General features: G+C 67.3%; 10 protein-coding genes and 3 pseudogenes. 5 read left to right on the top strand and 8 right to left on the bottom strand.

What is annotated here, in order from left to right:
- Positions 1-28 precede the first annotated feature (28 nt).
- From fabF to ACFQDH_RS20240, 8 genes and pseudogenes are all read right to left on the bottom strand, one after another.
- Complete coding sequence (gene fabF / locus ACFQDH_RS20275) at positions 29-1,273, bottom strand: beta-ketoacyl-ACP synthase II (RefSeq protein WP_382404180.1); 1,245 nt, start codon at positions 1,271-1,273, stop codon at positions 29-31.
- An 86-nt stretch (positions 1,274-1,359) separates the two neighbouring features.
- Positions 1,360-1,608 carry an acyl carrier protein gene (locus ACFQDH_RS20270; protein WP_382404179.1) on the bottom strand — a complete coding sequence of 83 codons (249 nt, stop codon included), beginning with the start codon at positions 1,606-1,608 and terminating at the stop codon, positions 1,360-1,362.
- 90 nt (positions 1,609-1,698) lie between these two features.
- On the bottom strand, positions 1,699-2,778 hold the full coding sequence (locus ACFQDH_RS20265; RefSeq protein ID WP_382404178.1) for a beta-ketoacyl-ACP synthase III: 1,080 nt from the start codon (positions 2,776-2,778) through the stop codon (positions 1,699-1,701).
- Positions 2,779-2,781: 3 nt separating this feature from the next.
- Positions 2,782-3,750, bottom strand: a complete 969-nt coding sequence (locus tag ACFQDH_RS20260) for an ACP S-malonyltransferase (protein ID WP_382404177.1) — start codon at positions 3,748-3,750, stop codon at positions 2,782-2,784.
- A gap of 111 nt (positions 3,751-3,861) precedes the next feature.
- The gene (locus ACFQDH_RS20255; protein ID WP_382404176.1) at positions 3,862-4,989 is read right to left on the bottom strand and encodes a PucR family transcriptional regulator; all 1,128 of its coding nucleotides are present in this window, start codon (positions 4,987-4,989) and stop codon (positions 3,862-3,864) included.
- A 113-nt stretch (positions 4,990-5,102) separates the two neighbouring features.
- A pseudogene (gene aceE, locus ACFQDH_RS20250) lies at positions 5,103-7,864 on the bottom strand (pyruvate dehydrogenase (acetyl-transferring), homodimeric type).
- A gap of 185 nt (positions 7,865-8,049) precedes the next feature.
- Positions 8,050-8,868: a bifunctional allantoicase/(S)-ureidoglycine aminohydrolase gene (locus ACFQDH_RS20245; protein WP_382404175.1), complete on the bottom strand. Its 819-nt coding sequence runs from the start codon at positions 8,866-8,868 to the stop codon at positions 8,050-8,052.
- 54 nt (positions 8,869-8,922) lie between these two features.
- Positions 8,923-10,167 carry a DUF6986 family protein gene (locus ACFQDH_RS20240; protein ID WP_382404174.1) on the bottom strand — a complete coding sequence of 415 codons (1,245 nt, stop codon included), beginning with the start codon at positions 10,165-10,167 and terminating at the stop codon, positions 8,923-8,925.
- A gap of 54 nt (positions 10,168-10,221) precedes the next feature.
- On the opposite strand from ACFQDH_RS20240, the pseudogene ACFQDH_RS20235 reads away from it, so the two are divergent.
- The 5 genes and pseudogenes from ACFQDH_RS20235 to pucL form a co-directional block, all read left to right on the top strand.
- Positions 10,222-10,386: pseudogene (locus ACFQDH_RS20235) on the top strand (helix-turn-helix domain-containing protein); the annotation flags it as partial.
- 203 nt (positions 10,387-10,589) lie between these two features.
- The gene (locus ACFQDH_RS20230; protein ID WP_382404173.1) at positions 10,590-11,012 is read left to right on the top strand and encodes an IclR family transcriptional regulator; all 423 of its coding nucleotides are present in this window, start codon (positions 10,590-10,592) and stop codon (positions 11,010-11,012) included.
- 102 nt (positions 11,013-11,114) lie between these two features.
- The gene (uraD, locus tag ACFQDH_RS20225) at positions 11,115-11,606 is read left to right on the top strand and encodes a 2-oxo-4-hydroxy-4-carboxy-5-ureidoimidazoline decarboxylase (RefSeq protein WP_382404172.1); all 492 of its coding nucleotides are present in this window, start codon (positions 11,115-11,117) and stop codon (positions 11,604-11,606) included.
- A gap of 151 nt (positions 11,607-11,757) precedes the next feature.
- Positions 11,758-11,880: pseudogene (locus ACFQDH_RS20220) on the top strand (hydroxyisourate hydrolase); the annotation flags it as partial.
- Between the two features lie 68 nt (positions 11,881-11,948).
- On the top strand, positions 11,949-12,836 hold the full coding sequence (gene pucL, locus ACFQDH_RS20215) for a factor-independent urate hydroxylase (protein ID WP_382404171.1): 888 nt from the start codon (positions 11,949-11,951) through the stop codon (positions 12,834-12,836).
- Positions 12,837-12,848 lie beyond the last annotated feature (12 nt).

Raw genomic sequence — 12,848 nt, 5'->3', positions numbered from 1 at the left:
GGTGCCGCCGTTCGACGCGCGGATCCGGTTAGACCGACTTCATCGTGAGCGCGATGTTGTGCCCGCCGAAACCGAAGGCGTTGCTCATGGCGGCGAGGTCGCCGTCCGGCAGCTTGCGGTTGCCGTCGATCACCAGGTCGAGGTCGATCGCCGGGTCGACCTCGGTGACGTTGATCGTCCGCGGAACGATGCGGTGGTAGAGGGTCTGCGCGAGGATGACCGCCTCGATCGCTCCGGCAGCACCCAGCAGGTGGCCGGTCATCGACTTCGTGCCGGTCAGGCAGACGCCGTCGATCGCACTGCCGAAAGCGCGCTTGAGAGAGACGATTTCGGCCGCATCCCCGATCGGTGTCGAGGTCGCGTGCGCGTTGACGTGGACTACGTCGGACGGTTGTAGACCGGCAGCGTCGATCGCTTCGTTCATCGCCCGTGCCTGGCCGATCCCCTCCGGGTCGCCCGCGGTGATGTGGTAGGCGTCGGCCGACATACCGAGGCCGGCGAACTCGGCGTAGATCTTCGCGCCGCGGGCCTTGGCGTGCTCGTAGGACTCCAGGATGACCACCCCGGCGCCCTCGCCGAGGAGGAACCCGTCGCGGTCCACTGCCCACGGCCGGGACGCGCCCTGCGGGTCGTCGTTGCGCCTGGACAGCGCATGGGCCGCGGCGAAACCGGCGATCGGAAGCGGGTGGATCGCGGCCTCGGTGCCGCCGGCGATGGCGACATCTGCGCGGCCCTCGCGGATCATGTTGGCCGCCATACCCATTGACTCGGCACCCGAAGCGCAGGCCGAGACGGCCGTGTGTGCGCCGGCGCGAGCCTTGAATTCGAGGGAGATGTTGCCGGAAGCCGCGTTGGGCATCAGCATCGGCACGGTCAGCGGGTAGACCCGGCGCGGCCCCTTTTCCTTGAGGACGTCGTACTGCGCGAGCAGCGTGTGGACGCCGCCGATGCCGGTGCCGATCGCCGCGAGCAGGCGCTCCGGCTCGACCTCTGGTGCGCCGGCGTCCTGCCATGCCTCTCGGCAGGCGATCATGGCGTACTGGGCGAACGGGTCGGCCCGGCGGATCTCGACCTTGGCGAGGACTTCGCTGGGGTCCTGCTTGAGGCTCGCGGCGAAGGTGACGGGGAGTTCGTAACGGTCCAGCCACTCCTGTGGAAGCGGCTTGGCGCCGGACTCGCCGGCAAGCAGAGCTTCCCAGGTCGCCGGTGCCGTGCCACCGACCGGCGTGGTGGCGCCGAGCCCGGTGATGACGACGCGCTTGTCTGCGGTCATGAAGTTCTGGCTCCTTGACGAGGTGGAGAAGGTATGACGGGCAGCGGCCGCACCGCAGTGCAGCCGCTGCCGCGGGTCCTCAGACCTTAGGCCTGGGCGTTCTGGATGTACTTGACGGCATCGCCGACGGTCGCCAGGTTCTTGACGTCGTCGTCGGGGATGCGCACGCCGAACTTCTCCTCGGCGTTGACGACAATCGTCATCATGGACAGCGAGTCGATGTCGAGGTCCTCGGTGAACGACTTGTCCAGCTGCACGTCGGCGGCGTCGACACCGGTCTCTTCGTTCACGATGTCGGCAAGACCCTGCAGGATCTCCTGCTCGCTCTGCGCCATGTTCTGCTCCTTATTACGATGCTGACGGTGGGTTTTCACCTTCGGGCTGACCCGGATTGCCCGCCGGGTCACGGGGGTTCTTCGTTGAGCCTAAGGGAGTTCGACGACCTGTGCGGCGTAGACGAGTCCGGCGCCGAAACCGATCTCGAGTGCGAGGCCGCCGTGGGGCACCTCGCCCTCGCGCAGCATGCGTTCGGTGGCCAGCGGGATGGACGCTGCGGAGGTGTTGCCTGTCTCGGCGATGTCACGTGCGACGGGTATGTCGGCGGGCAGTTTCAGCTGCTTGATCATCGCGTCGATGATCCGCATGTTGGCCTGGTGCGGGATGAACGCGTCGAGGTCGTCGGCGGTGATGCCGGCCCGATCGAGCGCCTGCTGCGCGATCGGCGCCATACCCCAGACCGCCCAGCGGAAGACGGACTGGCCGGCCATCTGCATGGTGGATGCTTCGGCGATGTTCGCGACCTCGAACTTGCTGTAGTCGGGCTCCTCACCGGTGGCCTCGACGTGCTCCCAGATGCGCCGGATCTCGTCCCAGCCGACACGCTGCTGGATGGTCGACCACTTGTCGCCCTCGGAACCCCAGACGGTCGGACCGATGCGTGCGACATCGGAGGGTCCGACGACTGCGGCGCCGGCACCGTCGGCGAGGATGAACGACGTGCCACGGTCGTGGCGATAGGTCCACTGGGAGAGTTTCTCGACACCGATGACCAGGACGTTGTCGGCGCTACCGGCCCGCACCATGTCGCTGGCCACGGAGATGGCGTAGCAATAGCCCGCGCACGCCGCGGAGATGTCGAAGGCGGGGACGTTTCCCGTGCCCAGCCGAGTGGCGAGCAGCGGTGCGGCTGCTGGGGTTTGGAAAGGGTGGCTGATCGTCGCAACGATGATTGCGTCGACCTGGTCGGCCTTGATGCCGGCCATTTCGAGCGCGGGCAGCGCGGCCTGCTCGGACATGTCGACGACTGACTCGTCCTCGCGAGCGAAGCGGCGGGTCTTGATGCCGGACCGCTCCTGGATCCACTGATCGGAGGAGTCGATCCAGGTGCAGACCTCCTCGTTGGTGACCACGCGCTCGGGGCGGTAGCCACCGACGCCGAGAATGCGCGAGAAGCGGCCGCCTTCGGTGGTGGTGATGCTGCCGGTGTTCTTGGGTTGGACGGTCATTGATCAGCTCCCTGTTGACGTGCCGGTGGGGTCGGTGGTCTCGGGAATGCCCGCGTGCTCGCGGATCAGCTCTCGCGCCTCGTCGAGGTCGTCGGGTGTCTTGACGGCCACGCTCGCGACACCGCGCATGCCGCGCTTGGCCAGACCGACGAGCGTGCCTGCCGGGCAGAGCTCGATCAGTCCGGTGACCCCCATGCCGAGCATCGTGGTCATGGTCGTGTCCCAGCGGACCGGGCCGGCGACCTGCGCCACCAACCGGTCCAGCACTTCCGCGCCGTCGGCGACGGGGCCGCCGTCCTTGTTGGACAGCAGGGTCACCTGCGGGTCGTGGGTGGTGAGACCCGCTGCGTGCGCACGCAGCGCTTCCACGGCGGGTGCCATGTGCTCGGTATGGAAGGCACCCGCAACCTGAAGAGGTACGACGCGAGCCTTCGCCGGCGGCGTCTCCTGCAGAGCGGCCAGTTGCTCCAGGGTGCCGGCCGCAACGATCTGGCCGGCGCCATTGCGGTTTGCCGGAGTCAGGCCGTGCGACTCCAGCGCGGCCAGGACGTCCTCCTCGACGCCGCCGAGCACCGCGGCCATGCCGGTGGGAGTGACGGCGGCGGCGCGCGCCATACCGCGTCCGCGCTCGCGGACGAAGCTCATCGCTTCGCTTTCGCTCAGGGTGCCCGCAGCGGAAGCAGCGGTGATTTCACCGACCGAGTGCCCGGCGAGAACGCCGACCCGATCGGCGAGGGGAGTGCCGTCGAGCAGCACCCGCAAGGTGGCGAGCCCGGCCGCCACGATCAGCGGCTGCGCGACGGCGGTGTCCTTGATCGTCTCGGCATCCGACGTCGTGCCGTGCGCGACGAGATCGGTGTCGGCGACCTCCGAGAGCTCTTGCAGGTGGTCGGAAAACCCGGGCACTTCGGTCCAGGGCTGCAGGAATCCGGGAGCCTGGGAGCCCTGTCCAGGGCAGACGATCGCTAACACATCCCTACTCTGACGGATCAAACGCTGAAATGTCGTCACCGAATCCGACGAAGCTTAGCGACGGACTTTGGAGGAAACCTACAAGTCGTGATCCAGGGTGGCACTCCGACGTCATACCCGCGAGAGCGCCAGGGCGAGCCGCACAGTGAACGCGTCGCGTGTGTCGGTCAGGTCGTAACCGGTCAGCTCGGCAATGCGGCCCAGCCGGTAGCGCACGGTGTTGGGGTGCACGAAGAGCTCACGCGCCGTCGCCTCGAGGCTGCCCTGGTCGAGGTATGCCGGGACGGTGTCGCGCAAACCCGGGCGGTCGCGAAGCGGCCGGGTGACCTTGTCGACAAGGGCTCGTCGCGCGCGCGTGTCACCGGTCAGCGCCCGCTCGGGCAGCAACTCGCTCGCCGGGCACGGACGGGGCGCCCGCGGCCAGGCCGGCGCTGAGGCGAAGCCGGACAGTGCCGCGCGGGCGCTGCGTCCCGCGGCATAGAGGTGGGGGACCAGCGGGCCGACGACCACTGCACCCTCGCCCCACAGGTGCTGGAAGCCGGCCGCCACGGTCAGCCCGTCCTCGACGCCGCCCAGGATGGCGATCAACAGGTTGCGTTGCACGGAGCCGAGCGCGACGAGTCCCTCGTGAGTTGCGTTGCGGCGCAGTGCATCCAGCGCTTCGGTGCCTGGCCCGGGCGGGGCCGCGCCGGCGATCACGATCACGCCCCGGACCTCGTCCCAGCCGAGGGCGGCCACCCGTGAGCTGAGGACGTCGTCCGGCTCGGCGCGCAGCACGGCATCGACCACGAGCGCCTCGAGGCGGGCGTCCCACGCACCACGAGACTCGGCCGCTTGGGCGTAGACATGAGCCGCGGCGAAAGCGATCTCGCGTGAATAGGTCAGCACCGCTTCGCGCAATTGGTGCTCGTCGCCGACCGCCGCAAGTTGCGGCACCTGCTCCTCGACCACATCGATCGCGGTGCGGACCATCTGCAAGGTCTGTTGCAAGGCGACGCTGCGGGTCAACTCACGGGGTGCCGCCGCGAAGACGTCGATCGGCATCGGCGGATTGGTCTTCGGATCGCGGTACCAGGTGATGAACGCGTGGATACCCGCTTGTGCGACCAGGCCGACCCAGGAGCGCTCGTCGGCGGTCAGCCGGCGGTACCACTCGTAGCTGCTCTCCAGCCGAGCGATCGCCGCTGTGGACAGCAGGTCGGCGCTTTGCTCAAGACGCTGCCCGGTGGTTGTGGACATGTGCCAAGAGTAGGCCGAAACTCACGAGGGCCTCGCAACGACGAATCGCTGCGAGGCCCTCAATGAGGCTTATTCTGCGTCGGCGTTGCGAGTCGCAACCTCCCTGCGACAGGTCAGGCGTCGCCGCCCGCGTTGCCGCTGGTGCCGGCCTGCGGGTTGAGCAGGTCGTATTTCGCGGCTGCGTCGATCGCGACCTGGGCGTCGAGCTCGCCACGGGAGGCCAGCTCCTGCAGCGTGCGCACGACGAGTGACGGGCCGTCGATGTGGAAGACGCGGCGTGCCGCGGCGCGGGTGTCGCTGAAGCCGAAGCCGTCGGCACCGAGGGCGACGTAGTCACCTGGAACCCACGGGCGGATCTGCTCCTGGACCGAGCGCATCCAGTCGGACACGGCCAGCACCGGGCCAGGACGGCCCTGCAACTGCTGGGACACGAACGGCGTCCGCTGCTCGGCCTCAGGGTGCAGGAACCGCAGCTTGTCGGACTCCTCACCGTCACGACGCAACTCGTTCCAGGAGGTCACCGACCACACGTCGGCCACCACGCCCCAGTCGTCGCGCAACAACTGCTGTGCCTCGAGCGCCCACGGCACGCCGACACCGGAGGCCAACAGCTGCGCACGCGGCGCGTCAGTGGGCGCACCGTCGGTCGCACCTTCGGCGAGGAGGTACATGCCGCGCAGGATCCCGTCGACATCGACGTTCTCCGGTTCGGCCGGCTGCTGCATCGGCTCGTTGTAGACCGTCAGGTAGTAGAAGACGTTCTCGGCATTGTCACCGAACATCCGCCGCAGACCGTCCTGCACGATGTGCGCGACCTCGTAGCCGTATGCCGGATCGTAAGCAACCACAGCGGGATTCGTCGCAGCGAGCAGGTGCGAGTGGCCGTCGGCGTGCTGGAGGCCCTCGCCGGTCAGCGTGGTCCGTCCGGCGGTCGCGCCGACCAGGAACCCGCGCGTCATCTGGTCGGCAGCCGCCCAGATGAAGTCGCCGGTGCGCTGGAACCCGAACATCGAGTAGAAGATGTAGATCGGCACCATCGGGATGCCGTGTGTGGCGTATGACGTGCCGGCCGCGGTGAACGCGGCGACCGAACCCGACTCGTTGATGCCCAGGTGCAGGATCTGCCCGTTGGTCGCTTCCTTGTAGGCGAGCATCAACTCGGCGTCGACCGAGGTGTAGTGCTGCCCGTGTGGGTTGTAGATCTTGGACGTCGGGAAGAACGAGTCCATCCCGAACGTGCGTGCCTCGTCCGGGATGATCGGCACGACGTGCTTGCCGAACTCCTTGTCGCGCATCAGGTCCTTCAGGATGCGGACGAAGGCCATCGTGGTGGCGATCTCCTGCTTGCCGGAACCCTTCTTGGCAGCCGAATACGCCTTTTCCTCAGGCAGTTTCAGCGCGCTGGAGGTATGCCGACGGTCCGGCACCGCGCCACCGAGCTTGCTGCGACGCTCGCGGAGGTACTGGATGGCCGGGTCGTCCTCGCCGGGGTGGTAGTACGGCGGCAGGTAGGGGTTGTCCTCCAGCTGCGCGTCGCTGATCGGGATCTGCAGCGAGTCACGAAAGCCCTTGAGGTCCTCCAGCGTGAGCTTCTTCATCTGGTGGGTCGCGTTGCGACCGGCGAAGTGCGAGCCGAGGCTGTAGCCCTTGATGGTCTTGGCCAGGATCACCGTCGGCTGGCCGTTGTGCTCGACGGCGGCGCGGTAGGCGGCATACACCTTGCGGTAGTCGTGACCGCCGCGCTTGAGCTTCCACCAGATGTCCTCGTCCGACCAGTCCTTGACCAGTGCCCGCGTGCGCGGGTCGCGACCGAAGAAGTGCTCGCGTACGTAGGCTCCGTCGTTGGCGCGGAACGTCTGGTAGTCACCGTCCGGCGTGGTGTTCATGACGTTGACCAGGGCACCATCGCGGTCGGCCGCCAGCAGCGGGTCCCAGCCACGACCCCAGATGCACTTGATGACATTCCAGCCGGCGCCGCGGAAGAAGCTCTCCAGCTCCTGGATGATCTTGCCGTTGCCGCGCACCGGGCCGTCGAGCCGCTGCAGGTTGCAGTTGATGACGAAGGTGAGGTTGTCCAGCTCCTCGTTCGCGGCCAGCTGCAGCAGGCCACGCGACTCCGGCTCGTCCATCTCACCGTCGCCGAGGAAGGCCCAGACATGTTGCTGGCTGGTGTCTTTCATCCCGCGGCCCTGCAGGTACTTGTTGAACTGCGCCTGGTGGATCGCGTTCATCGGGCCGATGCCCATCGACACCGTCGGGAACTCCCAGAAGTCGGGCATGTTCCGGGGGTGAGGGTATGACGGCAGGCCCATCCGCTGGCCCTGCACGATGTGCGAGTGCTCCTGGCGGAAGCCGTCGAGCTGGTCCTCCGACAGGCGGCCCTCGAGGAAGGCGCGCGAGTAGATGCCGGGGAGGCGTGGCCCTGGATGAACACCTGGTCGCCGCCGCCGGGGTGGTCCTTGCCGCGGAAGAAGTGGTTGAAGCCGACTTCGTAGAGAGTGGCGGCCGAGGCGTATGTCGAGATGTGGCCGCCGACGCCGACACCGGGGCGCTGCGCGCGGTGCACCATCATCGCGGCGTTCCACCGCATCCAGGCGCGGTAGCGACGCTCGACCTCTTCATCACCGGGGAACCAGGGCTCGGCTTCCGGGCTGATGGTGTTGATGTAGTCGGTCGCGGTCAGTGACGGCACACCGATCTGCCGCTCGCGGGATCGCTCCAGCAGCTTGAGCATGATGTAACGAGCGCGGGTCTGGCCGCCCTCGGCGATGATCCCGTCCAGGGAGTCCAACCACTCCTGGGTCTCCTCGGGGTCGATGTCAGGCAGCTGGCTGGGAATGCCGTTGAGGATTGGTCCTGCGTCCTCGCGCGCCATGAGTGGCTCCTCTCATGCGGCTGTCGCGGGTTGCGCGACTGCGATGTCGTTCTCGGGGTGTCCGGATGAATCCATCTTCTACCCGGCCGGGCGGGCTGCTGATGGGGGTCTCGGCTACTGGTCAGTAGCTTTCGTGGGTGTGGCGTCCGTCTCAGGGAAGGCACGAGACGCAGCGAGGAGTCGGGTCAAAGACTCAGCGGTGCGTGACGGTGCATGTCCTTGTAGAGCAGGTAGCGGAACCGGCCGGGTCCACCGGCGTAGCACGCCTGCGGGCAGAAGGCCCGCAACCACATGAAATCGCCCTCCTGCACCTCGACCCAGTCCTTGTTCAGCAGGTAGACCGCCTTGCCCTCCAGGACGTAGAGGCCGTGTTCCATCACGTGGGTCTCCGGGAACGGGATCGCACCACCGGGCTCGAACGTCACGATGTTGACGTGCATGTCGTGGCGCACGTCGTCAGGATCGGTGAAGCGCTGGGTACACCAGGCGCCGTCGGTGCCGGGCATGGCCCCGAACTCGACGTCGGACTCGTGGGTGACGAACGATTCCGGAGCGTCGAGGCCGTCGACGGGGGTGTAGCGCTTGCGGATCCAGTGGAAGGTCGCGGTCGCGGCGGACTCGTTGTGCAGGGTCCACTGCTCGCCGGGGGTGAGGAAGACGTAGCTGCCGGCGCGCAACGGATGCGTGGCGCCGGCGAGGTCCAGCCGCAGCTCGCCGTCGACCACGAACAGGACGCTCTCGGCCTCGGAGTTGTTCTCCGGCCGGTCGGAACCGCCACCCGGCCCGACCTCGGCGATGTACTGCGAGAACGTCTCGGCGAAGCCGGTCAGCGGCCGTGCGATGGTCCATAGCCGGGTCTCGTCCCAGAACGGCAGCCGGTTGGTGGTGATGTCGCGCATGGTGCCGCGCGGCAGCACGGCATACGCCTGGGTGAAGACCGCCCGGTCGGTGGTCAGCTCGGTCTGCGGCGGTAGGCCGCCGCGCGGCGTGTAGTAGTCAGCCATGATGACTCCTGATCTTCAGTGGGTGAATCAGAAATAGAGCAGGAACGCACCGCACTAGTGGGTGAGTTCGGTGAGTTCGGAAGTGCCCAGACCGCAGGCGGATTCGACTTCTTCGGCGCCTACGGCACCGCAGTGCACGCCGCGCAACAGCGCGTCGGCGAGCATCTTCGCGGTGGCGGGCTCGTCCATGACATCGCCGCCCGAGGTCTGCTGGACGTATGCCGCCAGGCGTCCCGCGGCGCTCGGCAGTGCCCGTCTGAAGAAGAGGTAGTTGGCCAGGTAGCGGGAGATCAGATGGCCCGGGTGCATGTCCCAGCCCTGGTAGATGCCGCGGACCAGGGAGCGAGTGACCAGTCCCGTGTGCAGCCGCCAGGTCGCATGGGCGGAGTCGCGGTCACCGAAGGCCACGACGTTGGTGGAGCCGTCGCAGATCCTGGTGCCGGTCTGCGCCGCGGCTACCTGCATGACCGCCTTGGCATGGTCGGCGGCCGGATGGTCGAGCGCTTGGTATGCCGCGGCGATGCCGAGCCCCGCGCTGTAGTCGAAGGTGCCGTAGACCAGGGCGCTGACGCGACCCGGCGCGGCGTGCACCATGCGGGCCACCGCAGCGCCGCCGTCGGCGGCGAGGATCGCTTGGGGTGTCTCCACCTGCACCTCGAATCGCACACTGCCGGAAGGCAATTGGAGTTCCTTCTCGAGTGCGGCGCACGCAGTGCCCATCGCCGCGACCTGATCGACACTGGTCACCTTCGGCAGGGTGAGGACGTTGCCTGTGAGGAGGCCGGCCTGCGCCATACCGCCGAGGTAGTCCACGAGCGTGCGCACGCCACGCGTCCGGGTCGGTGCCTCGAACGACTTGAATCGGATGCCGTGCCAGGTCGGTAGCTGCTGCCGGCCGGCGAGTTCGCCGAACCCTTCCAACACACCGGTCAGGTGCGTGTCCTCGGCGTCGTCGGTGCGGACGCCGTAGCCGTCCTCGAAGTCGGCTCGCAGGTCCTCGATCGGATCCTGATCGAGTTTTGCGACCAGCCGGTCGTAGACGCCTGCGACGTCGTCCGCGGATTCGCCTGTGGCGCGGGCGAGTTCGTCCGCCGACGGCGCGTAGGTCGCGAGCAGCTCGCGCGCTGTCGCCGCGAAGTCGCGGACGTGATCGGCGGTGCAGCGATCTGCTGGAAGATAGACGGTGTGCACCGGGTGGCGGCCGGTTGGCGCTCCCGGATAACCGACGGCCAGCGCCTTGTCGGCGTCGGCCAGCGCCTCGTCGAGGCGGTCGGTGAGTGCGGTGCGGAAGTCGGGCACGGCGGCTCCTCTCGTTCCGGTTTCGATTATTTCGTATCATGGAGTGTAAATTCCATGTTGTCGAATTGTCAGCCAGACGAAGGAGTCGTCATGACGCAGCAGGCTCGACCAGGTGGGGTGCAGTCCGTGGGGCGTGCGCTCGACATTCTCGAGCTCATCGACCAGGCCGGGGGCGAGATGGCCCTGGTCGAGATGAGCGCCGCTTCGGGATTGCCGATGCCGACGATCCACCGCATCGTGCGGACCCTCGTGGACCGGAACTACCTGCGGCAGTTGCCGGACCGCCGGTATGCGCTGGGCTCGCGGCTGATCCCGCTCGGCAATGCAGCTCTGGATGCATTCGGCTCGCGTAGCAGTTCCGTGCTCGCCGGCGTCGTGCGGCGGCTGGGGAGAGCGCCAACCTGGCTGCGCTCGACGGCGACATGCTCGTCTACGTCGGCCAGGCGCCGTCGCCGCGTGCCATGCGAATGTTCACCCAGCTGGGCCAGCACGTTCACCCGCATTGCCGGGCGGCCGGCAAGGCCCTGCTCGCGCAACTGGGCGACGACGAGGTCCGCGGGATCCTGGGCCGGGTCGGGATGCCATCGATGACCGAAGCCACGATCACCGACGCGGAGCAGTTCATCGCTCAGCTCGCGCAGGTGCGCGAGGAGGGAGTCGCGCATGAAGTCGGCGAGATGGAGGAGGGGGTCATTTGCCTGGCGACCCCCGTGCCCGGAGGGGTGACCCGACTGGCCCTCTCCATCTCGGGGCCGGCGTCTCGCATGACCAAGCAGTTGCAGGCGGAGGCTATACCGGTGCTGCAGGAGGTCTCCGAGCAGCTGGCGATGCAGTTGGCGGGTTGATCGACGGCTGGTCCGCGTGCATTCGCCGCTGACCTTGACAGTTTGTTGAATAAATCGCATGATTCCTTTATGCGGAATATAGATTCCACGTCACGGAACGGCTTGGAGTGGTTCGCCACCGCTCCGGTCGACGACGCAATCAGCGCGTTGCTGCCCCTCTGTGCCAGCACTGAGTGGGCCACCGCCCTGGTGGAACGTCGTCCGTATGCCGACGCGGTCGCGCTGGCCGACGCGTCCGACGAGGTCTTCGCGGGCCTGGCTGAGACGGATCTTGACGCGGCGCTGTCCGGGCATCCCCGGATCGGTGAGCGAATGCGGGGTGAGGGCGCTGCGGCGCAGTTGTCGCGCTCCGAGCAGTCGGCGATGCAGTCGGCCGACGAACAGGTGGCCGCCCAGATCCTGCAGGGGAATCAAGACTACGAGCAGCGTTTCGACCGGGTCTTCCTGATCCGTGCCGCCGGCCGCACCCCGCGCGAGATCCTGGTGGAGTTGCAGCGCCGCATCGACAACGACGACGCGACCGAGCGCGCAGAGGTGCGCGAGCAACTGCGTCAGATCACCCGCCTTCGACTGGAAGGACATTTCCAGAGATGACTTCCTCCCTGTCCACCCATGTTTTGGACGCCGTCCATGGATCGCCGGCAGCCGGCATCCAGGTGACGGTGTTCGCGCAGACCGGTGCCGGATCCGAGGGCAGGCCCTCGGATCCGGCACCACCGACGATGACGGCCGGGTCGCCGGGCTGGTGCCCGACGGGCTACCGCACGGCACCTACCGCATCGTCTTCGCCACCGGCAGCTACTTCGAGCGTGCCGGGGTCCGGGCCTTCTATCCCGAGGTGGCGATCACCTTCGTCGTTGACGAAGAACGGCACTATCACGTGCCGTTGCTACTGAGTCCGTTCGCGTACTCCACCTATAGAGGAGCTGATCAGCTATGTCCTATGTGCTCGGGCACAACCAGTACGGCAAGGCCGAGGTCCACGTCGTTCGCGTTTTCCGCGACGACCCGAAGGCCCCGCACGACCTCGTCGACTACAACGTCTCGGTCTCCCTGTCGGGCGACTTCGAGGACGCTCACATCCATGGTGACCAGAGCAAGGTGCTCACCACTGACGCCTGCAAGAACACCGTCAACTCGTTCGCCAAGGAAGCCGGCGACGCGGTCCGTGAACCGGAGTCGTTCGCGGTGGCCCTCGCCGACCATTTCATCGAGGTGCCGCAGGTCAACGGCGCCAGGATCACGGTGGAAGCCGTCCCGTGGACCCGCTCGCACGACAACGCCCACGCGTTCGTCAAGAACGGTGACTACGTCCGCACCGCGACGGTCACGCGCACTGCTGACGACACCAGCGTCGTGAGCGGGCTGAAGGACCTGACGGTCCTGAAGACGACCGACTCGGAGTTCCACGGCTTCTACCAGGACAAATACACGACCCTCCAGCCAACGAACGACCGCATCATGGCCACCGCGGTCACGGCGCAATGGGCGCATGACGGCACCGACGTCGACTGGGGCAAGGCGTTCGACGAGGTGAAGGACGCCATCACCGGCGCCTTCGCCGCGGCATACAGCTATGCACTGCAGCACACACTGTGGGAGATGGGCTCCGCGGTCCTGGACGCCGTTCCGAGCGTTGCCGAGATTCGCTTCAGCTGCCCGAACAAGCACCATTTCGTGGTCGATCTGAGCCCGTTCGGTGTCGAGAACAACTGTGAGGTTCATCACGCCGCCGATCGGCCGTACGGCCTGATCGAGGCCACGATCAAGCGCAATGAGGACGTCGACAAGTCCTCGGCATACGACCCGGGCCAGGCCTGGTAGGGCGGTTCTGCA

Origin of the sequence: Flexivirga alba (genome assembly GCF_042661025.1) — a bacterium.
GTDB classification, from domain to species: domain Bacteria; phylum Actinomycetota; class Actinomycetes; order Actinomycetales; family Dermatophilaceae; genus Flexivirga; species Flexivirga alba.
The sequence above is the reverse complement of the archived record's forward strand: the minus strand, read 5'-3'. Positions and strand labels throughout refer to the sequence as shown.

Bases quoted from the DNA above. Each gene is read 5' to 3' on its own strand.
- ACFQDH_RS20270 (WP_382404179.1), bottom strand. From the start codon at position 1,608: ATGGCGCAGAGCGAGCAGGAGATCCTGCAGGGTCTTGCCGACATCGTG.
- fabF (WP_382404180.1), bottom strand. From the start codon at position 1,273: ATGACCGCAGACAAGCGCGTCGTCATCACCGGGCTCGGCGCCACCACG.
- ACFQDH_RS20245 (WP_382404175.1), bottom strand. From the start codon at position 8,868: ATGGCTGACTACTACACGCCGCGCGGCGGCCTACCGCCGCAGACCGAG.
- ACFQDH_RS20265 (WP_382404178.1), bottom strand. From the start codon at position 2,778: ATGACCGTCCAACCCAAGAACACCGGCAGCATCACCACCACCGAAGGC.
- pucL (WP_382404171.1), top strand. From the start codon at position 11,949: ATGTCCTATGTGCTCGGGCACAACCAGTACGGCAAGGCCGAGGTCCAC.
- ACFQDH_RS20255 (WP_382404176.1), bottom strand. From the start codon at position 4,989: ATGTCCACAACCACCGGGCAGCGTCTTGAGCAAAGCGCCGACCTGCTG.
- ACFQDH_RS20230 (WP_382404173.1), top strand. From the start codon at position 10,590: ATGCTCGTCTACGTCGGCCAGGCGCCGTCGCCGCGTGCCATGCGAATG.